Raw genomic sequence first — 25,282 nt, 5'->3', positions numbered from 1 at the left:
GCCATCGCGCTGCGCGCGATGCAAGCGAACTCGGGCGCTGCGCGCCCGAGTTGCGCTCCCGCTCCGCGTGAGCGCTGGCGGTTCGCTGCGCTCACCGCTCAATTCACGGGCTGCGCCCCGTGAATTGACACTCCCTCCGCTTTGCTCCGGGAGTGGCCGGCCCGCGCTGCGGGCCGGAGCCGGACTGTGCCCGGCTGACGGCTTCCGCTGCGCTCCAGCCGTCCCGCGCGGCAGCGCGGGTGACGGGCCTTCGGCCCGCGCGGCAGCTGGAGGGGCGGGGGGTGGCCCGCTCGGCCGGCCTGTGGGCGAGGGGAGATGTGAGGCGGAGTCAGGGGCGGGTCTTCGGGAGGGGCGCGGCTGCGAAGGGTCCGGGGTTGTGCTTCCTCCGGCCGGGTGGGCGTTTTTCGTTGTGCTTCAAAATGGAATGCAGATCGATTCTGATCAAGGCTTCCTTGCCCCTGCCCCGGCACGCGGTGCTGTCGCCGACCACTGAAACTGTGCAGTGTCCAGGAACCGGCCCAGAGAGCAGGCGTGCTGACTGACAGTCACTGCACAGTGAGTGGCGTGCGCTTGGGAACAGAGCAGGCAGCTACCTTCTCCGGACTACGTCTTGGGGTGCACCGAACTAAAGCATCGCGGCCGTCCGGCGCCGCGATCTACGATGATCGGATGCTGACGTTCACCGATGTCATTCTCGACTGCCCCGACCCCTGGAAGCTGGCCGAGTTCTACGCCGAGCTGCTGGGCTGGGAGATCAACACGGACATCAGCCAGAAGGACTGGGTCAACCTGCGCAACGACGGCGTCGAACTGTCGTTTCAGCGGGTGGAGAACTACCAGCAGCCCAGCTGGCCGGGCCAGGAACATCCGCAGCAGTTCCACCTCGACTTCGAAGTGGACGAGTTCGAACCCGAACAGCACCGAGTGATCAAGCTGGGCGCCACCCTCCAACAGAGCTTCATCGGCGAGTCCGGCTACGGCTGGCAGGTCTACACCGACCCCGCCGGCCATCCCTTCTGCCTGTGCCGCAACCACCCCCAGCCCTAACCACACGACAACCAGAAACCACCCCGGCCACGCATCGAGCCCGGGCGGCCGCTCATCCCCGCAGAAACCGGGCATTGCGCATCACCATCGCCGGAAGCGACAACCGTCCACGTCACGAAGGCTCCGCCGATGCAGCCACCACAGTGGCGCAAGCAACCATCTCCCGGAAGGCGGGAATTCCCCGGTCGTCGGACTCCTGCTGCCGGGAGATCTGCGCGTCGAGGTGGGTGAGCTTCTCCTCGGCACGGGCCAAGATGCTCTGCAAACCTTCGACCTTCGCCGAACCAACCCTCACGTTCAGCTCCCAGGACACGCGCAAAGACACTGCCGCGGACGACAACAAACCCCAACCGTTCCCTCACACAACACCGCCCAACACGGACACCAACAGAGCCTCTGAGGGAGTCGTTTCGGTGTGACTTCGGGAGTCGTTTTGCGGCGAGCATCAAGATCAATCTTGGTGACTCTTAATGTCACTCAGGTGCTTCGGCTCAGCGCCGCGATATGTCCGCACCGCATGCCCACACAAATCCAACGGGTACTTCCTCGGGCGAACCTCAGGCCCTGATACCACCCGAACGACACTGTGAGGCTCCTCGGTGCATCGATCTTTTCGTGATCAACTCTGACCGGACAAGCGGAAGTCACGCGGTCGGAAGTGCCGCATTACCCGCGATCGGCTAGGAGTGTCTCGGCGTGCGTAATTTCGGATTGCTCGGTCGGAGTTCCGTGGCAGCCTTGAGTGCGGTTGTGTTCTCCGCTCCCCTGGCTTCGGCTGCTGCCGCCTCGTCCCTGGCCGACGGCCAACAGGGCGAGCAGGTGCTATCACTGGTCGCGAAGACCACTCAGTTCACACCGAACGGCTCGGGCGATGCCCAGGGCAACGGGTTCACGCTCGCCAACGACCTCTACCGCGACGACCAGAGGGTCGGCTCCGGCGCCGGAGGCTGCACCATTGTCCGCCTTGAGGCTGGTGCGAGCACCGGCACATTGCAGTGCCTCATCACCTTTGCCCTCAGCGACGGTGACATCACGGTCCAGGGCTTTGCTCCCTACGCCCCGCCGCCTCGCGACTTCAACCTATCGATCAACGGCGGCACGGGGAGCTACGCGGCAAGCCGGGGCTACGTGCACGGGCACACCGTGGACGACACGACCACCGAACTCACATTCCACATCACGCCCTGAACGACGCGCGCACCCCGGAAACCGTAACGCCGAGCCTGAACCGGCGGCGGGTGTGGGACGAGGTTGATGAGGCGCAGGCCGCGTTCATCCTCGGCGCAGCCTCCAGGATGATGAGGCCTGCAAGACTTGGCAGGCGCCGCAATCCGAGCGCGACCCTCCCGTGTGGCGCTCGGTCAGCCGGCCTGGGCTTGTTCGGCTTGGGCCTTGGTGTGAGCGAGGCGGTAGGACTCGGTGCCGGTCTGGATGATGGCGCCGTTGAAAGTTGCCCGGTTCGTCTATGGCCGCGCAGAGCCGGGGATAGGTGAACGTCCTCGTCCACCCGCTGAAACTCTCGCTCGAAGCGCTCGACGACCCGGAGGGCCACAACATGGAGATCATGACCCGGCCCTACGTCCGCCCCTAGCAGGCCGCCAGCGGCGGTTCGTCGGCCTCCCGCCGAGCGGTTCTCGTACTTCCTCGCCCTGGACGAGTGAGCCGCTTGGCGGCGCGGGCGATGAGTGCATGACGATGACGGCGAGCTGCCTGATCGAAGAGGCACCGCCCAGTTGATCCCGGCGGGCTTCGTATCGGCCTAGCGTCGGGCCAGCGCCAGCACGCTCAGGCCGAACATCAGGCAGCCCAGGGGGAGATGGACCGACGGGACGTGCGCGATGCCGAGGACGACCTGGACCGAGGCGAGTACGAGGAAGCCTGTCGCGTGCCAGATGGGCCGGGGCGAGCCGCCGCCCGGCTTCCACGCCAGCACCGCCGCGAGCACGTACAGCATCGTCGCCCCGTACATCACACGGGCTCCGACACTGTGCAGCGTCTCTCCGTAGGACGCGGTCAGCAGCAGTCCGGCGGAGACCGCCTGAAGGAAGATGGTCAGGGTCTGCAGGGCGATCGCGACCTGCAGGAACGAGGAGCTGCGCTGTACGTTTGCCGTCGTCGTCAGCTCAGTGGCCATGTCACAGTCCCCTTTTCCCGCCCTCGGGCAGTAGATCGATAAGGTCTCACCAGCCCGACGACGCGGGCCTGCGAAAGGTAAGGCGGGGGCAGCCGGAACCATGGGTACTGTCGGGGCCAGCACGGATGAGATAGTCGGCGAGCGACGCCAACTGATCAATGTCGCCTATCGGTTGCTCGGTTCCGTGACCGAGGCCGAGGACGCCGTACAGGACGCCTACGCGCGCTGGTACGGGCTGCCACCGAGCCGGCAGGAGGAGATCCTGTCCCCCGGCGCCTGGCTGACGACGGTGACCGGCCGTATCTGCCTGGATCTGCTCGGGTCGGCGCGGGCCCGCCGTGAACGCTATGTCGGCGCGTGGCTGCCCGAGCCGCTGCCCGAGCGTACCGAGTGGGAGCACGCGGACGGCGCCAGCCCCACCGGCCTCGCAGACCCCGCCGACCAGATCGTTCAGGACGAGTCGGTGGCCATGGCCTTCCTCGTCGTCCTGGAGTCGATGACGCCCGCCGAGCGGGTGGCGTTCGTCCTGCACGACGTCTTCCGGTACCCGTTCGCCGAGATCGCCGGCGTTCTCGGCCGGACCCCTGCAGCCTGCAAGCAGCTGGCGGCCTCCGCCCGGCGGCGGGTGAGTCCCCCGCGCGCTCCGGTGACGGCGAACGGCCAGGCCGACGTGGTGCGGCACGTCAAAGAGGCATGGGAGACCAAGGACATCGCAGCCCTCGTGGGTCTCCTCGACCCGGCCGCTGTGATGACCGCCGACGGCGGCGGCATGGTCGGCACCGTCCTGCGCCCGGTCGGGGGCGGCGCGCGCATCGCCCAGTACATGCTCGCCATCGCCGACAAGGCTCCGGGACTCGAACTCCTGGAACGGTCGGTCAACGGTGTGCCGGGCCTGGTGGCCCAGCGTGCCGGCGTCGTCATGACCGTAGCCTCGTTCGACTTCTCCGAAGGGCGCGTCACCCGGATCTGGGCGGTCCGCAACCCGGAGAAGCTGCGGCCGTGGGCGCGGGAGGGCTAGCTGGCCCTCGCTCTGAGCCGGCCGGCAGATGTTGGACCAGTCGTGGTGGCGGCTGATCTCCGGGTAGGTGCCGCCCCGAGTCGAGTGCATCAGGGATCATGCGGCATGCGCCCGGATGACTGGCACCTCACCGAAGACGTCCACGGCTTTCTCGCCCGAGCCGGAGGCTTCCTGTGCTCACGCCCCGTCATGCACAACACGCCGCTGACCACGCTTGAGAAACTGCGGACACGTGGTGCGAACGCATACGGCGCCGAAGCCAGCGTCTTCGGCCGGCTGGAGTCGGGGGGCGAGGTCCGCGCCATCTTCTACCGCCTTCCGACGCAACGTCTGACCCTCACCAGCCTCTCCCCCGAGCAGGCCGACACCCTCGCCGCCCGCCTGGCCGGCCTCGGCCACTCCTTCTCCGGCCCTGACCGCGGACCACGACACGGCCACCGCCTTCGCCGAGGCATGGCAGCGGCGCACGGGCGCGGCGCCGGTACGCGACTGGCAGGGGCGTCTCTACCGGCTCGGTACGCTCACCCCGCCGCGGCCGCACCCGGAAGGCCAAGGTCGCGTCCTGGGCGAGCGGGACCAGGAGCAGCTCATGCGCTGGTGCCGTGAGTTCGCCGCGGATGTCGGGGAGGCCGTATCTGCTCCGGTAGACCCCCGCGCGATGCCGGGGCGGCTCTCAACAGCGACTCAAGCGACCGAGGAAACGAACTGGCCTACGTGGCCAAAAATGGGCAGTTCGGGGGTGCGATGCCCGTGCCTGTTCAGGACAGGCGGACTGAAATACTCCGGCCATGGATGCCGGGGGGATGAGCGTTACGCGATCGGACGTGGCAATGCCTGCACGGACCGCATCCGCGCACACCGCGGGCTGGGTGCTGCGTTCTGCGGTGGCAGCGGACATCGAGGTGATCGCGGAGTTGCGGGCCAGGGTCATGCGTGCGGACCTGGAACGCCTCGGGCGTTATGACGAGGACCGGGTACGGCAGCGGTTGCGGGATTCCTTCTCCCCGCAGCACACGTCGATCATCATGATCGACCGTGAGCTCGCGGGATGCGTCACGGTCCGGCCCGCCGAAGACGGGCAGTGGCTGGAGCATTTCTACCTTGCTCCGTACTGTCAGGGCCGAGGGATCGGGTCCGCTGTGTTGCGCACGATCCTGGAGCGAACGGACGCGCAGGGCATGACCGTAGGCCTGAACGTCTTGCAGGGCAGTGCTGCCCGTCGGCTCTACGAACGCCACGGATTCGTCGTGGAGGCCCAGGACCCCGTCGACGTCTTCATGATGCGCCCGCCGGGGGCGATGGCGAGCACTCCTGCGAAGACCTGACCTGCGACAGTGCGACGGCCTCGACTCGGTCCGCGAGGCTGTCTTCCTTGAATACGCGAGCCCGTCAGTAGTCTCTTGACCCTGCCACCGTGTGAGGGCCAACACTCGAAGGCGTCATGTTCACCATCGGAGACTTCGCCAGGCACGGACGTGTTTCTGTTCGCATGCTCAGGCACTACGACGCCATCGGTCTGCTGCGCCCCGCGCATGTGGACCAGTCCAGCGGCTACCGCTTCTACGAGGCAGCACAGCTGTCCCGGCTCAACCGGATCGTCGCGCTGAAGGGCCTCGGCTTCACACTGCAGCAGGTACGGACGATCCTCGACGAGGACATCAGCGTCGAGGAGTTGCGCGGAATGCTGCGACTACGGCGCGCCGAGCTGCAAGCGGCCCTGGCGGAGGCGGCGTCGGGCCTGGCCCAGATCGAGGCGAGGCTCCGGTCGATCGAGAACGAGGGTTCCATGCCCCAGGATGACGTCGTCATCAGGCAACTTCCCGCGGTCCAGCTGGCTGAGCTGAGCGCGATGGCCACGAGCTTCAGCCCCGGCGAGACCGGCCCGCTGATCGGCCGGCTCTTTGACGAGCTGCGCCTACGGCTCAGCTCTGCCGGAGTCGCTCCGGCCGGCCCCCGCACCGTCTACTTCGAGACCCCTGACGAAGGCGACTACGGGATCGTCGTGCACGTCGGCCTCTCTGTCCCCGCGGGAGTCACCGAACACGCGGACCTCCAGGTCGTATCGCTGCCCCCAGTGGAGTGCGCCGCCACGATCGCGCACCGCGGCGTGGCGCACGGTTTTCTGAGCACCAGCCAGCTGCTCGTCCGCTGGGTCGACGCGCACGGCTACCGGTTCGACGGGCATGCGCGGGAGGTCATGCTCAACTCCTCGGAGAATCCGGACGAGTCGGTGGCCGAGCTGCAAGCGCCCGTCGTTGCGATCTGACCTTGGCCACTGGCACGTCGCCATCGTCAAACACGCTGCCCACTCCGGTGCGTGGCCTCAGGAAAGCCGCCCCATCCCCAGGACAGCTGAAGTACTAGGCCGTCCGGCCCCTCTGGTTGCCCCTATAGCGCGATGATCGTCAGCGCTTGTTCGGGCATGGACGACTCATTGGATACATATGGCGCGCCAGATGATCACGTGGTCGGAGGAGCAGGAATGCAGGTTCGCAACGGTGTGATGATCTCGGTCGCGGCGATCGGGGTCGTCATGGCCACAACTACCCCTTCGACGGCTGCCGATACGGTGACCACCTTCACGGTGACCGCAACCACGGGTCTCACCATCAGCGCGCCTGGCAGTGCCTCACTTTCTTCGGCTGCTCCGGGCGGATCGGCCACTGGCTCGATGGGTGTGGTGACGGTCAACGACCAGCGCTCCCAGCTGGGTACGACCTGGACCGCCACGGTGGCGCTGAGCGCCGCTTTCACGACGGGTGGAGGCACGGCCGCCGAGACGATCACGGGTAGCAGTGTGACGTACGACCCCGGCACGGCAACCGCTGAGACGAACGCGCCGCACACGCCCGGTAGCACCGGGACTCTGGCCAGCTCCCGCACCGCGTTCTCCCGGGCCAGCGGCGACGGCGCCAACTCCGTCAGCTGGAATCCCACGTTGACCGTGGCCGTGCCGCCATCAAAAGTATCGGGTAACTACACAGGGACCGTGACGCACTCCGTGGCCTGAGCCCGAAGCTGTGCACAAGACAAAAACTTCGTCCCTTCGCGCCGTGACCGCGGCCGTGGTCGTCCTGGCGGGTTCCCTCGCCCACACGCCGACGGCGGCCGCCACCGCGGACTCGTCGACCGATACCGGGTACGTCGGTTTCCGGCTGCTCGAAGCCCCCGTCGTGCGGCATGACGACCCACGGGCGTTGAAGTACATCGTCGACCATCTGAAACCGGGAACCGTCATCTCACGCCGGTTCGAGGTGGCCAACAAGTCCAACACCGGACGGGAGGTGCAGCTGTACTCGGGCGCGGCGCGGATCAAGCACAACAGGTTCGTGTTCGCCGAGGGCAACCGGCCCAATGAACTGACCCGGTGGACCCGGGTCAGGCCCTCGATCGTCAGGCTCAAGCCGTGGGAGAAGGCCGAGGCGAAGGTCACGATCAGGGTGCCGGACGCAGCGAGGCCGGGAGAGCGCTACGCCGTGGTGTGGGCGCAGAGCGAAGCGCGACCGGATGCCACGCACAACGTCGGCTCCATCATGCGCGTGGGCACCCGGGTGTATCTGGACATCAGCAACAGCGGAGAGTACGCCGACTTCCGGATCAGCAAGATCGTCGCTCTGCGCGACAAGAAAGGGGTGCCGAGTATCGTCGCCCACGTCCACAACACGGGAAAGCGGGCCCTGGATCTGAGGGGGAAGTTCAGCCTCTCGGACGGCCCCGGCGGGCTGAGCGCGGGGGCGCGTCCGGTCACCGAGGGCACCACGCTGCCTCCCGGCGGTTGGGGAACCGTCAGGGTGGACGGTCTGGACAAGAGTCTGCCCGCCGGACCGTGGACGGCGCACATGGAATTGGAAAGCGGAATGGTGCGCCACAGCCTTTCCGTTCGCCTGACGTTTCCGAAGCCGGGCGGTTCGTCCGTCTACGACATCGTCATGTCGTCCGACCGCAGGCTCTGGGCGGCCGGTGCTGGAATTATGCTGGCCGTCAGCGCTGCCTCCATGTCGTTCGTGCGATACCGGCGCCGACGCGCCGCCAGAAATCGGACGTGAGTTCTCCGTACGTCCTCTCGGGAGTGAATCTGGCGGAGCCAATTGAAGATGGTGGCGGACGGCGCCTTCCGCTCGTCGAGAATGCAGACGACTCGTCGGGTGGATAAAAGGAGAATGAGTGGGTTCGCGATCCCTCTCATGGCCCCGCGTCTCTTTGCGAATCGGCATGGGAGGAGTGTTGTGTGCGACCGGTGTGATTCTGCCTCCGTGGAAAACGCCACAGGCAGAAGCAACGACGGCTAACGCGGTGTTCATAATTCCCGAGGCGCTCCTTGCCCCCGCGGTCACGGCCCCCGCCTCCGCCAACATCGGGTCGGCACAGCCGGGAAACACGACGACCGTGCAGATGGGGCAGGTGAAGGTCACGAGCAGTGGCGTGATGCGCTGGACCGCGACGGTGTCGGCGACCAACTTCACCACCGGAGCCGGCTCTCCCGGGCAGACGATCGCGCGAGGAAACCTGTCGTACTGGTCCGGTCCCATCGTGACGAAGACGGGACCCGGAACCCCCGTTCCCGGTCAGCCGACCAGCGCCGACAAGGTGCCGCTGGACACGGCCCGTACGGCGTTCATGTACAGCACCGTCAACACGAACAGCAGCTCGGTGATCTGGCAGCCGACGCTGGTCATGACGGTGCCCGCCAGTGCGGTGGCGGGCACCTATACCGGCACTGTGACCCATTCCGTCGCCTAACTGCCGGACAGCCGACGGCCGGGCGACGCCGGCGTCACGGGGTCGTGGTGTTGAGCAGGACGGACACCGTGTCATCGGTGTAGTTGGCAGTCGTCACGTCAGGGCGCGAGTCCTCGTCGAAGTCCCCCACGGCAACGCCGAACGGCGCCTCTCCGACGGCGAAGTCTGCCTTGGTGTCGAAGGTGCCGTCGCCGTTGCCCGGCAGCACGGAGACCGTGGCGTCGGCGGTGTTGGTCGCCACGAGGTCGAGGTTGGTGTCGCCGTCGAAGTCCGCCACCTCCAGCGAGACCGGCGCGTTGCCCACCGTGTAGTCGACCTTGGTGTCGAACGTGCCGTCGCCGTTGCCCAGCAGCACCGACACCGCCGCGTCGTCCAGATTGGCGACCGCGATGTCGAGGTTGGTGTCGCCGTCGAAGTCCGCCACCTGGACCCGGGTGGGTTCGCCCCCGGTCCCGTAGTCGGTCTTGGTGTTGAAGGTGCCGTCGCCGTTGCCCAGCAGCACCGACACCGTGTTGTCGCTGTCGTTGGAGACGACCAGGTCGAGGTTGGTGTCCTTGTCCACGTCCTTCGACACGATCGAGAACGGAAAGCCTCCGGTGCCGTAGTCGACCTTGGTGTCGAACGTGCCGTCACCATTGCCCAGCAGCACCGACACCGTGTTGTCGGCGGTGTTGGAGGCGACCAGATCGAGGTGACCGTCCTTGTCGAAGTCACCGGCCTCCACCTTGTAGGGGGCCAGTCCCGTGCCGTAGTCGACCTTGGTGTCGAACGTGCCGTCGCCGTTGCCGAGCAGCACCGACACCGTGTCACCGCCCAGGTTGGCGACCGCCAGGTCGGGATCGGTGTCCTCGTTGAAGTCACCGACCACGACACCGGCCGGATAGTTACCCGTGCCGTAGTCGACCTTGGTGTCGAACGTGCCGTCGCCGTTGCCCAACAGCACCGACACCGTGTCGCCCGCCGAGTTGACCACGGCCTGGTCGACGTGGCCGTCCTTGTCGAAGTCGCCCACGCGCACCGCCTGAGGCGTGTCCCCGGTCGCGTAGTCGGCATGGGTGGCAAAAGTAGGGGCGGCGGCCCACGCGGTGCCCTGAGCCGTGAACAGCACTGTCACGGCCGCCAGAACAGGGAACAGGTACCTTCGGCTTCTCCGGGCCTGCTTGACGGGTCTCTCCTGCGGCATTTCTTTCTCCTTCGCCTGCATACCAGTCCGGGAGCAACGACCCGAGTCGTACCGCAGTGCTGACGACCCATCAGGCTGCTCGATTCCCGGCCTTCAGAATGACATTCATGCACCTCCGCCCGGCAGCAGTAACACAATCCGAGAAAAGGCAGCCCGTCGGCGCAGAGAATTGGCAGCGGCCGGACTTCGCTGAAGGGTCCCCCGAGGGAACAATCCGCCACTCTGAAAGCCCTCACACGGTCCCGCACCACTGACATACCGTCAATGGAAAATGAACCGCCCAAAGGAGCGAGTTGGCGCACGAAGACATTTCGCGAAGGTGGTGAGAAACTCCTCGGCGCGCGCCGGGGCGGACAACGCGGGCGGCACGGCCCGGGGCATGAGCGAGTACGCCCGAGGACAACCGCTTCTGGAGGATTCCGCAAGGAGCGCGAGGACGCCGACCAGCAGGATGAGCCCGGCGCCGCACATGGCGTACTGCACGACATCGAGCAGTCGGCGCACCAGGTCCGGAGTCGACCCAGGCTGGGGCGGGGAGCCGCAGTTGCGCGCCTTCCGGAGGAGTACTCTCGGCCGTCGCGCCGCGGTAAGAGGTCGCGCGGGACCGGCGGTGGTCCTGCCGCTCGGCCCGGCTACCGCGAGCCGGGCTCCGCGGGTCGCCCGCGCAGTAGGTGCGTGGCGAGAAGTGCCAGATCCGTTGCCAGGGCGACAGCGGCCAGGGCCGTCTGCCAAACCGGGCCCTCGGATACGACGTTGGACACCAGGTAGCCGAGGAGGATGACCGCGAGGGTGGTCGCCTGGACGTCGTTGCGCGTCCACCACGGGGTGCGGGGGGCCGACTCCTCCTCGGCGAGCCTGAGCGCGTACAGCTCCGCGGGCCCGAATTCGTCCTCGGGGTCGCGCCCGGTGGCTATGAGGTGCTGGGCCGCCTCCCGGGTGAGTTCGGCGGACCGGGCGCGGGAGAGTCCGTGCCGTTCTTCGAGCAGGCGGGGCAGGTCGACCGGCCAGTTCTCGGGGTGGGTCCGGGAGTTCATGGTGGGCCCTTCGCGGTCGGGGGTCGGTGAGAAGCGCGCGGCTCCCCAGAGCAGCAGGACACCCAGCACGCACAGGGCCGGGGCGGGGAGCCGGCCGAGGGAGGTGGTGGGCAGGGTGGTGAAGGCCGTGGCCGCCAGAACCAGCGCGGCAAGGGTGGCCGCTCCCCAGCCGGCGGCGCCGCGTGCTCGGGAGCGTGCGAGGCTCGCCGTCAGACAGGCGCTCAGCAGGGCGACGCCGGTGAGTGCAACACCGGTTGTGCCGACGGGGGTCAGGGGCAGCGTGGTTCCGTATCCGGCCCACAGGCAGGCGCCGGCCACGACGGCGGCGATGCCTGTCTGGGTGACAGCCGCGAAGGCGTGGTCCGCGCGGGTCAGGCCGTCCCAGCGTCGGCCCGTGCGTTCCTCGGGCGGTATGCGGTCGCGGACGACCGCGGCGGCGTACTCCTCCGGCTTGCCGAATGCGTCTTCGGGTGTCTCACCGCTGTGTGCGCAGTGCTGCTCCACCTCGTCGAGCACCAGGTCGGAGGTGGCCCTGTCCACCGACTGCGCCGCCAGTGCCAGCCTCAGCCGGGCTTTCCAGCGGGTGTCCGTATCGGTCACGGCTCCTCCTTCGTTCCCTGGCGCAAGAGTTGGTCCATCGAGTCGGAGAACCGCTGCCAGTCGGCGGCTTCTTCGAGCAGTCGGGCTCGTCCGGCGTCGGTGAGCCGGTAGACCTTGCGGCCCGGTCCGCCCTCCCCGGGCTCCCAGCGGGCCTCCACCAGCCCGTCCGTCTCCATCCGGCCGAGCACCGGATACAGCGCGCCGCCGCGGATGGTGCCGAATCCGTGGGCCGCCAACTGCTGCACCAGCGCGTACCCGTGCTGGTCGCCCTGCGCCAGTACGGCGGCCAGCGCCAGCGGCAGCACGCCGCGCAGCCAGCCGGATGAGGGTTCTTGCACAGGCATCCCCGTACTCTCTCCTGCTCTCTACTCCAAAATCTCGACTAGTTCGAATTCAGAGTAGTGGTCCTCGCGATGTCGTGTCCAGGCACGGCCGGTTCGGGGCGTGGCGCGGTGCGCACACGGACGGGGCGGCGTACTCCGACGGGGTGTCGGTGTACGCCGCCCTCGGGTGGGACGAGCTGCGGGGGTGGCCCGCGTTGTCACGGCGGTTACTTCGGGTCGTTGTCGAACTTCGCGGTCGACCAGAAGTAGCCGAGCACCGCGAGGCCCAGGCACCAGGTGACGGCCAGCCAGCCGTTGTTGCCGATCTCGCTGCCGAGCAGCAGGCCGCGCAGGGTCTCGATGGCGGGCGTGAACGGCTGGTACTCGGCGATCGGCTGGAACCAGCCCGGCATCGAGTGGAGCGGGACGAAGGCGCTGGACAGGAGCGGCAGCAGGATCAGGGGCATGGCGTTGTTGCTGGCGGCCTCGGCGTTCGGGCTGACCAGGCCCATACCGACCGCGATCCAGGTGAGCGCCGTGGCGAACAGGACGAGCAGTCCAAACGCCGCGAGCCACTCCAGGGCGGTGGCATCGGTGGAGCGGAAGCCGATGGCCACGGCGACGGCGCCCACCAGGACCACGCTCATGACCGACTGCAGCACGCTGCCGACGACGTGCCCGACGAGCACCGAGGGACGGTGGATCGCCATCGTGCGGAAGCGGGCGATGATGCCCTCGGTCATGTCGTTGGACACGGAGACCGCGGTCCCGATCGTGGTGCTGCCGATGGTCATCAGCAGCAGGCCCGGCACGATGTAGGCGATGTACTTGGCGCGGTCCGGGCCGCCGCTGCCGATGCCCGCGCTCATGGTGTCGCCGAAGATGTAGACGAAGAGCAGCAACAGCATGATCGGGGTGAGCAGCAGGTTCAGCGTGAGCGACGGGTAGCGCCGGGCGTGCAGGAGATTGCGGCGCAGCATCGTGGAGCAGTCGCGTGCGGCCAGGGCGAGCCGGGTCGGGCGGGCGGGAGCCAGGGGGGTGCTCATCGGACGGCCTCCTTGGGCTGGTTGGGGATGCCGGCGCCGCCGCCGGTCAGGGCGAAGAAGACGTCGTCGAGGTCGGGGGTGTGCACGGTCAGCTCGTCGGCCTCGATGCCGGCCGAGTCCAGCCGGTCGAGTACGGAGCGCAGCTCGCGCTGGCTGCCGCCGCTCGGGACCTGCAGGGCGAGGGACTCGTCGTCCCGGGAAGCGCTGGGCAGGGCGGAGGCCGCGCTCCGGTACGCGACCGGGTCGGTGAAGCGGAGCCGGACGTGGCCGCCGGGGACGATCCGCTTCAGTTCCTCGGCGGTGCCCTCGGCCGCGATCCTTCCGTTGTTGAGAACGGCGATGCGGTCGGCGAGTTCGTCGGCCTCCTCCAGGTACTGGGTGGTGAGGAGGACGGTGACGCCGCCCGTGACGAGCTCGCGGATGATCTGCCACATGTTGTGCCGGGAGCGCGGGTCGAGGCCGGTGGTCGGCTCGTCGAGGAAGATGATCCGCGGGTTGCCGACCAGGGTCATGGCGATGTCGAGGCGGCGCTTCATGCCGCCGGAGTAGGTGGTGGCCGGCTTCTTCGCGGCCTCGGTGAGGTCGAAGCGCTCCAGCAGCTCCGCGGTGACCCGCCGTCCCTCGCGCTTGGAGAGGTGGTGCAGGTCCGCCATGAGGAGCATGTTCTCCTCGCCGGTGATCAGGCCGTCGACGGCGGAGAACTGTCCGGTGACACCGATCGCGGCGCGCACGGACTGCGGGTCGGCGGCGAGGTCGTGACCGCCGACGCGGATGGGGCCGCCGGCCGGGTCGGGAGAGATGAGGGTGGAGAGGATCTTGACGACGGTGGTCTTGCCGGCACCGTTCGGGCCGAGCAAGGAGAAGATCGTTCCTTCCTCGACGGCCAGGTCGACGCCGTCGAGCACGGTCTTGTCGCCATAGGACTTGCGCAGCCCGTTCGCCGCGATGGCCAGGTCGGTCATGAGTAGTGCCCCCTCTTGCTGACTGCGGATTTACAGGCTGCGAGCGGTGATGTCGCCGTGCGAGGTGGTGGCGCGGATGTCGAGTTCGGCGGTGCCGTCGTTCTTGAGGGCGTTGCTGATACGGCCGTGGCCGGTGCCGGCGTCCAGGGCGGCCGAGACGCCGGCCGCGGCGCCGACCGAGACGCTGCCGGACTGGGTGCGGAGCACGACCGTGCCGCGCACGGCCTCGGCGATCCGGATGTCACCCCGTGCGGTGCTGATCTCCGCGGGCCCGCCCAGCCGGCCGACCTCGACGTCGCCGTCGACCGCGGTGAGGCGGACGCTCGCGGCCTCGTCGATCTTGATCTGGCGGTACGCGCCTTCGAAGGCGATGTCGCCCAGGCGGCCGACGGCGCGGAGCTCGGCGGCGGCGGTCCTGGCCTCGATGCGGGAGCCGGCGGGCAGCTGGATGGTCACCTCGACGGATCCCGAGTCGCCGAGGATCCGGTTCTTGGTGGCCGGGGCCTCGACCCGCAGGACGGCGTCGCCGTAGGCGACCTCGATCTGCTCGGCCGCCTTCACGTCGCGGCTCTTGGAGGCATCCGCGGGCAGCACCTCGACCGTGGTGTCGGCCCGGTCGGCGGCGATGAACCGGATGCGTCCCGCGGGGATGTCGAGGACGGCGGAGACCGGGGCGGGGGTGTCGAACTTCTGCATCGTGCGCTCCTTCAACTCGTCGTTTCTTACGACGGAAACGCTATGTTGCGTTCAAGGATCGAGCAACACACTCGTTGCGCATAACTCACATCTACGCAGCTCAAAGCAGAGAAAGTGTTGCAATGGTCTTGAATCTAATGCAACAGTCAACCCTCAGCTCGTTGCAATGAACAAGAACTGAACGCTATAGTTGAGACACCACGGACCACGAGGGAGGCCGCGATGCCGGGAGGCAGACTCACCCAGCAGGAACGCCAGCAGATCGCGCTGGGGCTGGCCGACGACCTCGCCTACGCGGAGATCGCCAGACGCCTCGACCGGCCGACCTCAACGATCACGCGCGAGGTCATGCGTAACGGCGGCCCCACCGCCTACCGCGCCGACCTGGCCCACCGCGCCACCGAACGCCGCGCACACCGCCGCAGGCAGACCACGCCCCGGGACCCGAACACCCCCGCACAGGCCCACGGACGCGACGCCGACGCCGTACGCGAGTACGAGGAGGCGTTCACCACCCTCCTCGTGCAACAGGGCCTGCCCAAGATGATGTCCCGGGTGCTGACAAGCCTCTACACCACCGACGACGGCAGTCTCACCGCGTCCGAACTCGTCCAGCGCCTCCAGGTCAGCCCGGCGTCCATCTCCAAAGCGATCACGTTCCTCGAAAGCCAGGGACTCATCCGCCGGGAACGCGACGAACGCCGCCGCGAGCGCTACCTCGTCGACAGCGACGTCTTCTACCAGTCGATGATCGCCGCCGCCCGGTCCAACGCCCAACTCGCCGAGACCGCACGGCAGGGTGTCGGCGTCCTCGGCCGCGGCACCCCGGCCGCCGCCCGCCTCGAGAACATCGCCCGCTTCGTCGACTTCGTCTCCGAGAGTCTCGCCCGCGCCGCGGAGCAGGCCCGCGACGTCCTCTACACGAAACCGGAAACGACCCCGGACAGCACTGACTGAGCGGCGTTCAGATCAGGGACCTGGGGGCGCCGGCACTGGGGCGGTGGGCCGACGGGCGCCAGTTCCCCAGGCCGTCGTGGTGGAGGAGGCGCCTCGTTCCGGGGTCAGCGCACGCGGGTGTGGACCGGGCTGCGGCAGAAGCGGCTGGAATCTCCCCCAGGGGGAGGTCCTACCGTCCTGACCGACCGCACAGGCGATGCTTCGAAAGAGGTCTGTCATGACGACGTTTCTGCTGGTCCCGGGGCTTTTCATGGGTGGCTGGGCCTGGGCGGCGGTGGCCGCCGAACTGACCGCGCGAGGGCACCGGGCGCTTGCGGTCACCTTGCCCGGGCTGGCCGAGCGGGCGGGTGAGGACCCCGCCGGCGTCGGGCTGGCCGAGCACACCGACGCCGTGGCGGCGCTGCTCGACACGGAGGGCCCGGGGATTGTGCTGGTGGCGCACAGTTACGGCATCTTCCCCGCCCTCGCGGCGGCCGACCGGCGCCCCGGACAGGTCGCCCGGGTGGTGTTCGTGGACACCGGCTTCCCGGAGCCGGGTGAGTCGGTGGTGGCGCAGATGCCGCAGCTAGGCCTCCTGGACCGCGCCCTCGACGGCGTCATCCCGGTGCCCGAGGAGATCCCGGCGGTGCACGCCGTCCCGCCGGCGGAGCTGGAGCGCTACCACCGCCTGGCCACCCCGCACCCGGTCCGGACCGTCACCGAGCCGATCGAGCTGACCGGCGCCTGGCTCAAGCTCCCGACCAGCGGGGTGTTCTGCCTCGCGAACGGCCTCAGCCTGGAGTTCGCCCGCACGCTGCACGACACCGGCCTGCCGCGGTTCGCCAAGCTCGCCGAGCCCGGAGTCACGTTCTTCGAACTGGCCACCGGCCACTACCCGATGCTCTCCACCCCGGTGGAGCTGGCCGACGTCCTGGTACGCGCGGCGGCCGGCGAGGGCGTCGGTCTGTACGAGGGCTGAGCTGACTGGCCGCCGGCCAAGGGCTGATGAGCGTGACGCCGAGGTCAGCCCCCTGGTCCGACCCTGTCCTCCGCCGGGCGCGGGTCGGTGGGGAGGCCCGCAGTCGGACAATTGGTGTGGGTTATTAATTAAGAAACGCTCTCACCAGCGTTTATCCTACGCCAGGGTCACTCATTTGCCACGCATCTGGAGGAGGGGAAGCGGTGTTATCGAGGTATGACCAAAGAATGGCCCCACGACTTGCCTCGGCGCGGCGCGAGGACGGACAGCCTGCTCGCGAGCCGCGATATGACAGCAGGTAAATATACTTACACGCCTGGCGTGGCCTATTCGGCGCTCGGGGCCCGCGGCGTCCTGCGGCAGGGGGACGGCGCACGGGTCGAACTCTCGGTCACCGAGCCGCTGCTCCGGGAGTTCCTCACGCTGCTGGAGTCGGCCCAGCAGGAGCTCAATCGGCGGTGGAACGGTCAGGGGACGCCCGGCCGCCAGGCGGAACACGCGTAACGGGGGCGGATTTCCATGAACCACGAGTATGCGGATCCCCTCTTTGTGCGGCGTGATTTGTATTCCGATGCGTACTCTTACGGGCCGGGCCCGGAATGGCAGGGCGGTCCCGGCAACGCCGTGCACTCGGGGACCCCGTTGGTACCACCCGACTCGAACTGGGACCCGGTCGAGGAACTCGCCTATCTCCTGCAGGAGGCCGGGCCGACGGAGCAGGCGACCACGGTTCCGCCGCTGCGCAGCGAGCCGTCGCCGGGCGTCGACCTCGACGACCCGATGGAGAACCTGGCGCAGATCACCGCCCAGTTGCCGCCCATCCGACATTCCTCTGCCGGGCACCGGAAGGTTCGAGTCCGGAAACTCCGCCAGGTCGGGTGGCTGCAGACCGGGAGTTACATCCTCGTCGCCATCGTCGCCGTCATCGTCGCCATGGTGAGTGTCTTCGGCGGCATGGTGGCCTACGCGCCGTTGCAGAACATCCCCGCCGGTTCGAAGAGCGGGAACATTCCCTGGTGGCCTCTTCTCGTGTACGGCCCCTGGATGGTGGCCTCTTTGTCCATCCTGCGAGCCGCCCTGCATCAGCGGCGAGCCATGCATTCGTGGTTCATCGTTCTGCTGTTCTCGTCCGTCGCGATGATGCTGTGCGTGGCTCAGGCCGAACGGACCTTCACCGGCGTCGCCGGAGCCGCCCTGCCGTCACTCGCGTCCCTCGCCTGCTTTCAGCAGCTCGTCCGACAAATCACACTGACCCTGCCACCGCGACAGAGCACGCGTTCCCACCGGCGGTAGCCCGGAGTCGACGGCTCAGCTCTGCAGGAGTCGGCCGGCATGCTCGGCCTCGTCGTCCAGGACGCGGCCGCGGCGTGCGCTGCGCAGCTGCCAGCGGGTGGTGACTCCGTCCGGGCCGTCGAAGCCGGGCCGGGACAGGGCCGTCTCGATCCGGCTACGGACCTCGGCCTCGGAGCCTGGTTCGGCGACGAACAGCACGCGCAGCCGCAGCTCGTCGCCGGAGCGCGTCGCGGTGGTGTGGTGCGGTGCCAGCGGACACGGCGGCTCATGCTCCCAGTGCCCGCACAACGCGACCGTGACAGCCGCACCGGGCGCGCCCACGTCGCCGCCCGGTTCCATCAGCACCACCGCTTCGTGGACGAACGCCTGCCGCATCAGGTCAGTATTCACCCGGCCCGCCCGCCCCTGCACCGGCGAAGCGTGGTCAGGCAGGAGCCTGGGCCGCGAGTGCGGTTCTCAGGTGCCGCAGCAAGTCGCGGAGGGTTTCCTGCAGATCCGACGGGGACGCGGTGGTGGTCCAGTGGGCGTAGGCGACCTTGAAGACGGCGATTCCCGTTTCGGCGGTCAGGCTCGCGGTGAGGTCGGGGACGCCTCGGGCGCGCAGGGCGTCGGCCATCGTCGTGACCAGGGCGGCGAGTTTGGTCAGCTCGCGCTCTCGCAGGTCCGGGTTGGCCGAGACGATCGCTTCGCGGAGTCTGACGCGCTCGGGGTTCTCCTGGAGCACGGCGGCGAAGGCTTCGAGGGCGAAGGTCACCGCGTCGAGGGGCGGAGTGCCGGGGGGTGCCTCGGCGACCGTGCGGGCCAGTAGGTCGTGGGCCATTTCCGTGCCCGCGAAGAGGACTTCGCGCTTGTCGGCGAAGTGCCGGAAGAAGGTGCGCTCGGTCAGCCCGGCCCGTGCCGCGATCTCCGCCGCCGTCGTCTTCTCGAAGCCCTGCTCGGCGTAGAGCGTCAGCGCTGCCTGTGCCAGGCGGCCGCGCGCGTTCGGCTCCCATCGACCCATGCGGCGATCATACGTGATGACAGTTACTGACATCAGAGCTATGGTGATGACAGTTACTGACGTCAGCGGTCGGAGGGTTCTGTCATGCGCGTATTCGTCACAGGTGCGTCCGGGTGGGTCGGCTCGGCGCTCGTACCCGAACTCATCGGCTCGGGGCACCAGGTCCTCGGGATGGCCAGGTCGGACTCCTCGGCCGCCGCCGTCGCCGCCATGGGAGCCGAGGTGCTCCGCGGCGACCTGGAGGACCTGGATGCCCTGCGTGCCGGGGCGGCCGGCTGCGACGGGGTCGTCCACCTCGCCTTCATCCACGACTTCACCCGGTTCGCGGCCTCGATACAGACCGACGCGCGTGCCGTCGAGGCGATCGGCGCCGCCGTCGAGGGCTCCGGCAAGCCGCTGGTCATCGCCTCCGGCACGCCGGCCGTACCCGGCAGCGTGGCGAGCGAACGCGACGAAAGTGCGCCCGGTTCACCCGCGGCGGGACGGGAGGCGACCGCCAGGGCGGTGCTCAAGATGGCGGAGCGCGGTGTGCGGTCGTCCGTCGTGCGGCTGCCCCGTACGGTGCACGGCGACGGCGATCACGGCTTCATCGCCCGATTGATCGCCACAGCCCGTGACAAGGGCGTGTCCGGCTATGTCGGCGACGGGAGCGGTCGTTGGCCCGCGGTGCACGTGCTGGATGCCGCGAGCCTGTTCCGGCTGGCGGTGGAGCAGGCCCCGGCCGGATCGGTGCTGCACGCGGTGGGCGACGAGGGCGTGCCGGTTCGGGAGATCGCCGAGGTCATCGGGCGGCACCTGGGGCTGCCCACGGCTTCCGTACCGGCCGAGGACTTCGGTTTCCTGGGCCAGATCCTCGCGGTCGACCAGCCGGCGTCCGGCGCGCTGACCCGCGAGCTGCTCGGGTGGCGGCCGGCCCGGCCGGGACTCGTCGAGGACCTGGACAAGGGCCACTACTTCGGCTGAGGAACTGATCCTTCCGGATCTCTTGGCGATCACTCGTCCGGCTGTTTGACTGCGCGGATGACAAGCTTTCTCTGTGCTCTTCTGAGCGTCTTGTTCGGGGCGCTGTACCACCACAGGCGAGTGCGGCGAGCCCTGGCTCGGGCCGATGAGGGGCGCAGGGTTCGCTTGCCGGTCTCGGCCAAGCGGCCGGAGGCGGGTTTCCGGTGGACCATCGGCTGGGTGTGGGCCAACGCCGGGGAGTTCGCATGGGAGCCGCGCTGGCCGTGGGCGCGGCTTCGGGAACTCCCGGCGGATCTGCGCCCTGTCCGCACTCGCCAGGCTCAGGGGTTCGAATCGTGGGTGATCCCCTACGACGCCGTGGTGATCGAGTGCGAGTCCGGCGAAGGACCGACCTGGCTGGCGGTCCTGCCGATCCAGGTGGACCGTACGCTCGCGATGATCAACCGCGGCTGACCTCGGATCCTGTGGTCCGACCACGGATCCGTGGTTCAGGTGGGCTGCGGCCAGGTGCGCAGTTGGGCCGCGATCTTCGCGGCGGTGCAGGACGGGTCGCGCAGCAGGTCGCGCAGGGCCACCGCGTCCTCGCGGGTGGGCTTGACCGGGATGCCGGAGGCTTCCAGGTACATCACGCCCGTCGCCGCGGCGACCGCCATGTTGGAGCGCTCCAGCCAGCGGCAGCGGCCGAGTACGTGCACCAGGGCGGCGGCCCTGGCGTACGGGCCGTCGTAGACGGGCTGGTCCAGAAGTTCGGCCTGGTGGCAGGCGACCGCGGCCACCGGTACCCCGTAGTCGTCGGGGGACGGATCGCCCGCGCCGGCGATCTCCGCGACCTGGAGGATCCAGGGGACGTCGATGTGAAGGTCCATCAGGCGGCGTGTGCTCCCGGGGCGTGGCGGTCGGCGTCCTCGGCCTCGTCGAAGACCGCCTGGTGCTCGTCGAGGAAGCGGCGTGCGGCGTCCAGGCCGCGCTGGCGCAGGCCGTCGGTGTCGTCCCGTACGAGCGAGGCGATGTAGTCGCCGACGCTCAGGCCGCGGTCCTTGGCGCGGGCCCTGGCGAGTTCCGCGATGTCATCGTCGACGCGTGCGCCCAGCTGTGTCTTCGCCATGGCCCGATGGTAACAGCTGTTACCAGGTGGCGGGAGGCCCGCGGACGGCTCACAGCAGGTCCGTGAGCCGTTGTACGTTGCGGTCGCCCTCGCGCCGTACGCCCAGGGGGATCAGGGCGGCGCGGGCCGGCAGCCGCACGCCCCCGGTGAACGCGACCCGGGTGCCGGGGCCTTCGGGCGTGGCCGCCACGCCGATCAGCAGGAACCGGCTCTGCAGCCAGCACCAGCCCGGCCGCTGGACTCCGCGCAGCCGGGCCCGCATCCCGTACCTGCTGCGTGCCAGCGCCTCGACGCGTTCGCCCTGCCGGCGGACCACGCGCAGCCGTTCCATGTCGGTCACGACCTGTCCGAACCCGCCCTCCAGGTCGCCCAGCAGGGACCAGACCCGCTCGAAGGGCGCGTCGACGTGTGCCTCGGTCACGTGGGCGCCGCGGATGCCGGCGGCGAGGGCGTGCAGGCGGCGTACGGGGTCGAGGTCGGTGGTGGGCCAGAGCTCGTTCATGACGTCCACGCCTTCCGGAAGGTGTCGCGGGCCCGGTGCAGCCGCGACTTGACGGTGCCGGTGCGCACACCGAGCAGGGCCGCGGCGGTGCGCTCGTCCAGGCCCTCCAGGTCGCGCAGCATCAGCACCGCACGGTGCTCGGGTGACAGCCGCGCCAGTACGTCCCTGATGTCGGCGCCGAGTTGGGGGTCGCCGCGGGCCGGGAGCGCGCTGAGGTCGGCCGGTACGGTGCGGGCGGCGCGGTGCGCGGTGCGGACCGCCTCGCGCACCGCGATGGCACGGACCCAGCCGTGCAGGGCGGCCGGCTTCTTCAGGGTGCGCAGCGACTTGAAGACCGCGACCAGGGCCTCCTGCGCCGCGTCCGGCCCCTGGTCCAGGGCGATGGGCGTGCAGACCCGGACCACGAACGGGGCGAGGAGGTCCAGGAGTTCGGCCATGGCGAGGGTGTCGCCGCGCTGGGCGGAGCGCACGAGCCGGACCGTTCGGTCGTCGGGTCGCTCATCGGGCACGGGCCTGATCCTTCCACCGCGCCACGCGCAGGGCGGCCACGGCAAGGACCGCGCACAGCGGGGTGTAGAGCGCGAGGTTGAGCCAGTAGAAGGCGGTGCCGGTCTCCTCGGCGAACAGCCAGTAGATCCCCGCGAGGGCGCGCAGCGAGAGGCCCGCGGCCACCGCCAGGGTCCCGAGGCGCAGGATCAGGTGGCGGGGGCGGCGGGCTTGGGCGAGGACCAGGGCGGCGGCGGTGAGGAGGAGGGCGACGAGCGGGAGCAGGATCGGCGGCGTGAACGGCACGTCCGTACCGAGCACCGCCCGGGACAGGCTCCCGTCGTCGGCCGCGGGCCAGGTGGCCCCCGTCGTCCAGTACAGGTGGAGCAGGGCGTCCACGGTGAGCACCGAGGTGACGAGCGCGGCGGCGCGCGTGGGAGCGGGGGTGTCGGGCCGGTACGACATGGGTCCTCCTGCGATGGCTTCGGGAATCCGTCGCCCTCCAGAGGAGCCGTCCGCGCGAAACGTTCCGTCGGGTGCGCGAAATTCTTCCGAGGCGTGCGAGCCCGGAATGATCGCCCGGGCAGGACCCGGCTAGACGACGAACGCGCCGAGCAACGTGAGGACACCCGCCAGGCCGATCGCTCCGAGCGTGGTTCCGGCGACGGCGGTCCCCATCCCGCCGATGCCCCGGCGGGCGTAGTGGATGCCCGCGATGCCGAAGGTGATCGCGAGGCCGCCGGTGATGATCGACCACGGGAGCATGAAGAAGGCCAGCGTGGGCCAGGTTCCCAGGGCGGCGATCACTCCGAGGATCAGCGAGAGGGGGCCCAGTGCGACGGCGGGTGTGTCGTCGCGGTGGTCCTGGTGGTGGTGTCGGGGTGCGGTTGTTCCGGACATGCGGTTCTCCCCCTGTGTGGATGTTCCACGTGAACGTCCCATGCGGACGCCTGATTTGAACGTGTTCAAATCCTGTGATCGATCGTAGCAGGGGGTGCGGGCGGTTGTACGGCGGCGGCGCGCCTCCCCCGTGAGGGTGGCGCGCCGTCGGGTGGGTCCGCGGGTCAGCAGGTCGGTCGGTCAGTCGCGGCCGTCGTCGCCGTGGCGGCGGTCCCCTTCGTGGCGGCCGTCGCCGTGGCGGCGGTCCCCTTCGTAACGGCGGTGGTCGTAGCGGTCGTCGTCGTAGCGGCGGTGGCTGCCGTCGTAGCGGCGGGTGCCCCAGGACGTGTCGTCGATGAAGTCGCCGCGGGCGTTGCGGAGGGTGGCCGTGTCGGCGTTGTCCCAGATCTCGCGGCGGCGGTCCTGGTACAGGTCCCTCTCGGTGTCCGTGCCGAAGCCGGTGTGGACGCGGACCGAGCCACGGGCGTCCAGCCAGTAGTGGCGGAAGATGTAGCGGTGGCCGTCCGCGTCCGACAGGACCCAGCCGTCCAGGTTGAGGTCGTGGTGGCTGTTGTTGGTGAGTTCGACCCATTCCCGGTTCAGGGAGCGGTTGGAACGGTCGTCGCGGCCCGGGGAGTGGTACTGCACGCCACTGATGACCACGCGGTCGCGGTCCCGGGTCGCCGCGTGGTGGTCGGCGGCCGACGCCGGCAGTGCCACCGCCCCTACGACGGCGGCTGCCACGCCGGCGGCAGCGGTCAGACGGCGGACGGTCAGGGGAATGGAAACGGACACGGGGTCCCCCTTTGCAGGGTGAGGGCACACCCCCGGGCGTACGGCGTCCGAGCCGCGGGCCACCGGTGGTGTGTGGTGCGGGTGGCGGCCGGGTGGCCGCACAGCCACACCCTCCGACCCGGGCGCCGCGTTGAGCGCGTGACTCGGGCTCTGTTACCAATCGCGCACATATTTGTGACACTTGCCTGTAAAGCCCATCTATGTGCCGAATATCCCGTTTGGGCGCCCAGTGGGGGCGGGTTGCCCGCGTGGGCGACCGGGCCGCCGGGCCCTCACCCGAAAGGAATTGACGTGCTCTCTGGCCTAAAGCCCAGGGATTCCGGCCTGGGTCGTCTGACCCTTCCGGGGGCTTCCTGCTTCACCGCGCTGTGCGGGCATGTGTGCCCGTCTTACCGGCACTCCACAGGCGTTTAGCGTCTCCACCCGTCCGGTGGCGACGATTCGGCGTCCTTCGAAGAGGACGTTACGTGCGGCGTTGTGGTCGCGGTCATGCGCGGTGGCGCACTCGCCGCACGTCCACTCCCTGACGTGCAGGGGTTTGGGCCCGTCCCGGAATCCGCAGGCCGAGCAGACCTGAGAGGACGGGAAGGCGCGGTCGACCTTGGCGAAGGTGCGGCCGTGCTTGACCGCCTTGTACTCCAGCATGCCGACGAACGCGGACCATCCCGCGTCGTGCACGGACTTGGCAAGCCGGGTACGGCCGAGGCCGGACACCGCGAGGTCTTCCACATACACCGCTTGGTTGTCGCGAATGATCTGTGTGGATGCCTTGTGGTGCCAGTCCCGGCGCCGGTCGGCCACCTTGGCGTGCTGGCGTGCGACCTTGATGCGGGCCTTGGCCCGGTTCTTGCTGCCCTTGGCCTTGCGGGACAGCTCCCGCTGAAGACGCTTGAGTTTCTTCTCCGCCCGACGCAGGAAGCGCGGGCTGTCGATCTTCCGCCCGTCGGACAGGACCGCGAAGGCGGACAGCCCGAGATCTACACCGGACTCCGCCTCCACCTCAGGCAGGATGTCCGGCTCGGTGTCCACGACGAAGCTGAGGAAGTACCGGCCGCAACTGTCCTTGGTGACGGTCAGGGACGTGGGCGCGGCCGGCAGCAGACGGGACCACTTGACCTTGAGGCTGCCGACCTTTGCCACGTACACCGTGCCGTCGTCCTTAAGGGCGAAGGCGTTGGTGTTGAGGCGGATCGACTGCCGGGTGTCTTTCTTCGATTTGTAGCGGGGAGGGCCGACCTTGCGGCCCCGCCGTTTACCCTTGACCGAGTCGAAGAAGTTCTTGTAGGCGGTGTCCAGGTCCCGCAGAGACTGTTGCAGGACGACCGCCGACACGTCGGCGAGCCAGGCGCGTTCCTCGGTGCGCTTGGCCTGGGTGATGCGAAGTCGGGACAGGTCGGCCGACTTCACGTACGGCAGTCCTGCCGCGTGCGCTTCTTTCCGGTCGCGCAGGCAGTCGTTCCACACCACGCGGGCGCACCCGAAGGCACTCGCCAGCGCACGGCGCTGGGAGGCGTCCGGATGGGCCCGGTAGTTGTAGCGGAGCTGCACACCCAAGATCCTA

At 68.9% G+C, this 25,282-nt stretch carries 32 protein-coding genes and 2 pseudogenes; 14 read left to right on the top strand and 20 right to left on the bottom strand.

All coding sequences use genetic code 11. The annotated features are described in order from the left end of the window. Positions 1-669 precede the first annotated feature (669 nt). The gene (locus ACWGKT_RS43780; protein WP_453278083.1) at positions 670-1,047 is read left to right on the top strand and encodes a VOC family protein; all 378 of its coding nucleotides are present in this window, start codon (positions 670-672) and stop codon (positions 1,045-1,047) included. A gap of 112 nt (positions 1,048-1,159) precedes the next feature. Here the strand turns inward: ACWGKT_RS43780 and ACWGKT_RS43775 are convergent, their stop codons facing one another. Continuing rightward, positions 1,160-1,312, bottom strand: a complete 153-nt coding sequence (locus ACWGKT_RS43775) for a hypothetical protein (RefSeq protein ID WP_453278082.1) — start codon at positions 1,310-1,312, stop codon at positions 1,160-1,162. A gap of 431 nt (positions 1,313-1,743) precedes the next feature. On the opposite strand from ACWGKT_RS43775, the gene ACWGKT_RS43770 reads away from it, so the two are divergent. Further along, positions 1,744-2,235, top strand: a complete 492-nt coding sequence (locus ACWGKT_RS43770) for a hypothetical protein (RefSeq protein ID WP_453278081.1) — start codon at positions 1,744-1,746, stop codon at positions 2,233-2,235. 173 nt (positions 2,236-2,408) lie between these two features. Here the strand turns inward: ACWGKT_RS43770 and ACWGKT_RS43765 are convergent. Further along, a pseudogene (locus ACWGKT_RS43765) lies at positions 2,409-2,577 on the bottom strand (IS21-like element helper ATPase IstB); the annotation flags it as partial. 229 nt (positions 2,578-2,806) lie between these two features. Beyond that, positions 2,807-3,181, bottom strand: a complete 375-nt coding sequence (locus ACWGKT_RS43760) for a hypothetical protein (RefSeq protein ID WP_453278080.1) — start codon at positions 3,179-3,181, stop codon at positions 2,807-2,809. 100 nt (positions 3,182-3,281) lie between these two features. Between ACWGKT_RS43760 and sigJ the strand changes: the two genes are divergently transcribed. The 4 genes and pseudogenes from sigJ to ACWGKT_RS43740 all read left to right on the top strand — a co-directional run bounded on the left by sigJ (position 3,282) and on the right by ACWGKT_RS43740 (position 6,465). Beyond that, entirely contained in the window at positions 3,282-4,199 is a 918-nt protein-coding gene (gene sigJ / locus ACWGKT_RS43755) for an RNA polymerase sigma factor SigJ (protein WP_453278079.1), read from the top strand. 105 nt (positions 4,200-4,304) lie between these two features. After that, positions 4,305-4,836: pseudogene (locus ACWGKT_RS43750) on the top strand (GNAT family N-acetyltransferase); the annotation flags it as partial. Between the two features lie 193 nt (positions 4,837-5,029). Continuing rightward, the gene (locus tag ACWGKT_RS43745) at positions 5,030-5,524 is read left to right on the top strand and encodes an N-acetyltransferase family protein (RefSeq protein WP_453278078.1); all 495 of its coding nucleotides are present in this window, start codon (positions 5,030-5,032) and stop codon (positions 5,522-5,524) included. A gap of 116 nt (positions 5,525-5,640) precedes the next feature. After that, on the top strand, positions 5,641-6,465 hold the full coding sequence (locus tag ACWGKT_RS43740; protein ID WP_453278077.1) for a MerR family transcriptional regulator: 825 nt from the start codon (positions 5,641-5,643) through the stop codon (positions 6,463-6,465). Between the two features lie 194 nt (positions 6,466-6,659). On the opposite strand, the gene ACWGKT_RS43735 is transcribed toward ACWGKT_RS43740, so the two are convergent. Continuing rightward, entirely contained in the window at positions 6,660-7,136 is a 477-nt protein-coding gene (locus ACWGKT_RS43735) for a hypothetical protein (RefSeq protein WP_453278076.1), read from the bottom strand. Positions 7,137-7,396: 260 nt separating this feature from the next. On the opposite strand from ACWGKT_RS43735, the gene ACWGKT_RS43730 reads away from it, so the two are divergent. Then, the gene (locus ACWGKT_RS43730) at positions 7,397-8,245 is read left to right on the top strand and encodes a peptidase (RefSeq protein ID WP_453278075.1); all 849 of its coding nucleotides are present in this window, start codon (positions 7,397-7,399) and stop codon (positions 8,243-8,245) included. 247 nt (positions 8,246-8,492) lie between these two features. Beyond that, complete coding sequence (locus ACWGKT_RS43725) at positions 8,493-8,939, top strand: hypothetical protein (protein ID WP_453278074.1); 447 nt, start codon at positions 8,493-8,495, stop codon at positions 8,937-8,939. 34 nt (positions 8,940-8,973) lie between these two features. On the opposite strand, the gene ACWGKT_RS43720 is transcribed toward ACWGKT_RS43725, so the two are convergent. The 6 genes from ACWGKT_RS43720 to ACWGKT_RS43695 all read right to left on the bottom strand — a co-directional run bounded on the left by ACWGKT_RS43720 (position 8,974) and on the right by ACWGKT_RS43695 (position 14,783). Then, positions 8,974-10,053 (bottom strand): FG-GAP repeat domain-containing protein, encoded by a 1,080-nt coding sequence (locus ACWGKT_RS43720; RefSeq protein WP_453278073.1) that lies wholly within the window; start codon positions 10,051-10,053, stop codon positions 8,974-8,976. A gap of 701 nt (positions 10,054-10,754) precedes the next feature. Then, complete coding sequence (locus ACWGKT_RS43715; protein ID WP_453278072.1) at positions 10,755-11,756, bottom strand: hypothetical protein; 1,002 nt, start codon at positions 11,754-11,756, stop codon at positions 10,755-10,757. Then, positions 11,753-12,100 (bottom strand): PadR family transcriptional regulator, encoded by a 348-nt coding sequence (locus ACWGKT_RS43710; protein ID WP_235454193.1) that lies wholly within the window; start codon positions 12,098-12,100, stop codon positions 11,753-11,755. Before ACWGKT_RS43710 ends, ACWGKT_RS43715 begins: the two co-directional genes overlap by 4 nt. Positions 12,101-12,306: 206 nt before the next feature. Further along, positions 12,307-13,125: an ABC transporter permease gene (locus ACWGKT_RS43705; protein ID WP_453278071.1), complete on the bottom strand. Its 819-nt coding sequence runs from the start codon at positions 13,123-13,125 to the stop codon at positions 12,307-12,309. Continuing rightward, the gene (locus tag ACWGKT_RS43700; RefSeq protein WP_453278070.1) at positions 13,122-14,087 is read right to left on the bottom strand and encodes an ATP-binding cassette domain-containing protein; all 966 of its coding nucleotides are present in this window, start codon (positions 14,085-14,087) and stop codon (positions 13,122-13,124) included. The genes ACWGKT_RS43705 and ACWGKT_RS43700 overlap by 4 nt, the downstream gene beginning before the upstream one ends. Before the next feature lie 30 nt (positions 14,088-14,117). Further along, entirely contained in the window at positions 14,118-14,783 is a 666-nt protein-coding gene (locus ACWGKT_RS43695) for a DUF4097 family beta strand repeat-containing protein (protein ID WP_453278069.1), read from the bottom strand. Between the two features lie 222 nt (positions 14,784-15,005). On the opposite strand from ACWGKT_RS43695, the gene ACWGKT_RS43690 reads away from it, so the two are divergent. The 4 genes from ACWGKT_RS43690 (at position 15,006) to ACWGKT_RS43675 (ending at position 17,991) form a co-directional block, all read left to right on the top strand. Further along, positions 15,006-15,740 (top strand): helix-turn-helix domain-containing protein, encoded by a 735-nt coding sequence (locus ACWGKT_RS43690; protein ID WP_453278068.1) that lies wholly within the window; start codon positions 15,006-15,008, stop codon positions 15,738-15,740. Between the two features lie 217 nt (positions 15,741-15,957). Continuing rightward, on the top strand, positions 15,958-16,698 hold the full coding sequence (locus ACWGKT_RS43685) for an alpha/beta fold hydrolase (RefSeq protein WP_453278067.1): 741 nt from the start codon (positions 15,958-15,960) through the stop codon (positions 16,696-16,698). Positions 16,699-17,019: 321 nt separating this feature from the next. Continuing rightward, positions 17,020-17,202, top strand: a complete 183-nt coding sequence (locus tag ACWGKT_RS43680; protein ID WP_356144556.1) for a hypothetical protein — start codon at positions 17,020-17,022, stop codon at positions 17,200-17,202. A gap of 15 nt (positions 17,203-17,217) precedes the next feature. Beyond that, on the top strand, positions 17,218-17,991 hold the full coding sequence (locus ACWGKT_RS43675) for a DUF2637 domain-containing protein (protein WP_453278066.1): 774 nt from the start codon (positions 17,218-17,220) through the stop codon (positions 17,989-17,991). Between the two features lie 15 nt (positions 17,992-18,006). Here the strand turns inward: ACWGKT_RS43675 and ACWGKT_RS43670 are convergent, their stop codons facing one another. Beyond that, positions 18,007-18,366: a hypothetical protein gene (locus tag ACWGKT_RS43670; protein WP_453278065.1), complete on the bottom strand. Its 360-nt coding sequence runs from the start codon at positions 18,364-18,366 to the stop codon at positions 18,007-18,009. A 49-nt stretch (positions 18,367-18,415) separates the two neighbouring features. Further along, positions 18,416-18,991, bottom strand: coding sequence for a TetR/AcrR family transcriptional regulator (locus tag ACWGKT_RS43665; RefSeq protein ID WP_453278064.1), 576 nt, complete (start codon positions 18,989-18,991; stop codon positions 18,416-18,418). A gap of 84 nt (positions 18,992-19,075) precedes the next feature. On the opposite strand from ACWGKT_RS43665, the gene ACWGKT_RS43660 reads away from it, so the two are divergent. After that, the gene (locus ACWGKT_RS43660; RefSeq protein ID WP_453278063.1) at positions 19,076-19,954 is read left to right on the top strand and encodes an SDR family oxidoreductase; all 879 of its coding nucleotides are present in this window, start codon (positions 19,076-19,078) and stop codon (positions 19,952-19,954) included. Between the two features lie 165 nt (positions 19,955-20,119). After that, positions 20,120-20,407, top strand: coding sequence for a hypothetical protein (locus ACWGKT_RS43655; RefSeq protein WP_453278062.1), 288 nt, complete (start codon positions 20,120-20,122; stop codon positions 20,405-20,407). A 35-nt stretch (positions 20,408-20,442) separates the two neighbouring features. Here ACWGKT_RS43655 and ACWGKT_RS43650 read toward each other — a convergent pair whose 3' ends face one another. From ACWGKT_RS43650 to ACWGKT_RS43615, 8 genes are all read right to left on the bottom strand, one after another. Further along, the gene (locus ACWGKT_RS43650; protein ID WP_356144545.1) at positions 20,443-20,820 is read right to left on the bottom strand and encodes a fic family toxin-antitoxin system, toxin component; all 378 of its coding nucleotides are present in this window, start codon (positions 20,818-20,820) and stop codon (positions 20,443-20,445) included. Continuing rightward, positions 20,820-21,059 (bottom strand): hypothetical protein, encoded by a 240-nt coding sequence (locus tag ACWGKT_RS43645; protein WP_356144543.1) that lies wholly within the window; start codon positions 21,057-21,059, stop codon positions 20,820-20,822. Before ACWGKT_RS43645 ends, ACWGKT_RS43650 begins: the two co-directional genes overlap by 1 nt. Before the next feature lie 49 nt (positions 21,060-21,108). Then, positions 21,109-21,561: a hypothetical protein gene (locus ACWGKT_RS43640; RefSeq protein WP_356144541.1), complete on the bottom strand. Its 453-nt coding sequence runs from the start codon at positions 21,559-21,561 to the stop codon at positions 21,109-21,111. Then, positions 21,558-22,070, bottom strand: coding sequence for an RNA polymerase sigma factor (locus ACWGKT_RS43635; RefSeq protein ID WP_453278061.1), 513 nt, complete (start codon positions 22,068-22,070; stop codon positions 21,558-21,560). Before ACWGKT_RS43635 ends, ACWGKT_RS43640 begins: the two co-directional genes overlap by 4 nt. Continuing rightward, positions 22,060-22,512: a DUF3995 domain-containing protein gene (locus ACWGKT_RS43630; RefSeq protein WP_356144537.1), complete on the bottom strand. Its 453-nt coding sequence runs from the start codon at positions 22,510-22,512 to the stop codon at positions 22,060-22,062. The genes ACWGKT_RS43635 and ACWGKT_RS43630 overlap by 11 nt, the downstream gene beginning before the upstream one ends. A 129-nt stretch (positions 22,513-22,641) precedes the next feature. After that, positions 22,642-22,947 (bottom strand): hypothetical protein, encoded by a 306-nt coding sequence (locus tag ACWGKT_RS43625; RefSeq protein WP_453278060.1) that lies wholly within the window; start codon positions 22,945-22,947, stop codon positions 22,642-22,644. A gap of 180 nt (positions 22,948-23,127) precedes the next feature. After that, positions 23,128-23,721 carry a lamin tail domain-containing protein gene (locus ACWGKT_RS43620; protein ID WP_453278059.1) on the bottom strand — a complete coding sequence of 198 codons (594 nt, stop codon included), beginning with the start codon at positions 23,719-23,721 and terminating at the stop codon, positions 23,128-23,130. 303 nt (positions 23,722-24,024) lie between these two features. After that, positions 24,025-25,269 carry an RNA-guided endonuclease InsQ/TnpB family protein gene (locus ACWGKT_RS43615; protein ID WP_453278058.1) on the bottom strand — a complete coding sequence of 415 codons (1,245 nt, stop codon included), beginning with the start codon at positions 25,267-25,269 and terminating at the stop codon, positions 24,025-24,027. Positions 25,270-25,282: the final 13 nt, after the last annotated feature.

This window comes from Streptomyces sp. NPDC054794, from assembly GCF_053611585.1.
The sequence above is the reverse complement of the archived record's forward strand: the minus strand, read 5'-3'. Positions and strand labels throughout refer to the sequence as shown.

Coding starts and splice junctions, on each gene's coding strand:
- ACWGKT_RS43780 (WP_453278083.1), top strand. CDS start 670: ATGCTGACGTTCACCGATGTCATTCTCGACTGCCCCGACCCCTGGAAG.
- ACWGKT_RS43760 (WP_453278080.1), bottom strand. CDS start 3,181: ATGGCCACTGAGCTGACGACGACGGCAAACGTACAGCGCAGCTCCTCG.
- sigJ (WP_453278079.1), top strand. CDS start 3,282: ATGGGTACTGTCGGGGCCAGCACGGATGAGATAGTCGGCGAGCGACGC.
- ACWGKT_RS43745 (WP_453278078.1), top strand. CDS start 5,030: ATGCCTGCACGGACCGCATCCGCGCACACCGCGGGCTGGGTGCTGCGT.
- ACWGKT_RS43740 (WP_453278077.1), top strand. CDS start 5,641: ATGTTCACCATCGGAGACTTCGCCAGGCACGGACGTGTTTCTGTTCGC.
- ACWGKT_RS43710 (WP_235454193.1), bottom strand. CDS start 12,100: ATGCCTGTGCAAGAACCCTCATCCGGCTGGCTGCGCGGCGTGCTGCCG.
- ACWGKT_RS43705 (WP_453278071.1), bottom strand. CDS start 13,125: ATGAGCACCCCCCTGGCTCCCGCCCGCCCGACCCGGCTCGCCCTGGCC.
- ACWGKT_RS43700 (WP_453278070.1), bottom strand. CDS start 14,087: ATGACCGACCTGGCCATCGCGGCGAACGGGCTGCGCAAGTCCTATGGC.
- ACWGKT_RS43695 (WP_453278069.1), bottom strand. CDS start 14,783: ATGCAGAAGTTCGACACCCCCGCCCCGGTCTCCGCCGTCCTCGACATC.
- ACWGKT_RS43690 (WP_453278068.1), top strand. CDS start 15,006: ATGCCGGGAGGCAGACTCACCCAGCAGGAACGCCAGCAGATCGCGCTG.
- ACWGKT_RS43685 (WP_453278067.1), top strand. CDS start 15,958: ATGACGACGTTTCTGCTGGTCCCGGGGCTTTTCATGGGTGGCTGGGCC.
- ACWGKT_RS43675 (WP_453278066.1), top strand. CDS start 17,218: ATGAACCACGAGTATGCGGATCCCCTCTTTGTGCGGCGTGATTTGTAT.
- ACWGKT_RS43670 (WP_453278065.1), bottom strand. CDS start 18,366: ATGCGGCAGGCGTTCGTCCACGAAGCGGTGGTGCTGATGGAACCGGGC.
- ACWGKT_RS43665 (WP_453278064.1), bottom strand. CDS start 18,991: ATGGGTCGATGGGAGCCGAACGCGCGCGGCCGCCTGGCACAGGCAGCG.
- ACWGKT_RS43660 (WP_453278063.1), top strand. CDS start 19,076: ATGCGCGTATTCGTCACAGGTGCGTCCGGGTGGGTCGGCTCGGCGCTC.
- ACWGKT_RS43650 (WP_356144545.1), bottom strand. CDS start 20,820: ATGGACCTTCACATCGACGTCCCCTGGATCCTCCAGGTCGCGGAGATC.
- ACWGKT_RS43645 (WP_356144543.1), bottom strand. CDS start 21,059: ATGGCGAAGACACAGCTGGGCGCACGCGTCGACGATGACATCGCGGAA.
- ACWGKT_RS43640 (WP_356144541.1), bottom strand. CDS start 21,561: ATGAACGAGCTCTGGCCCACCACCGACCTCGACCCCGTACGCCGCCTG.
- ACWGKT_RS43630 (WP_356144537.1), bottom strand. CDS start 22,512: ATGTCGTACCGGCCCGACACCCCCGCTCCCACGCGCGCCGCCGCGCTC.
- ACWGKT_RS43625 (WP_453278060.1), bottom strand. CDS start 22,947: ATGTCCGGAACAACCGCACCCCGACACCACCACCAGGACCACCGCGAC.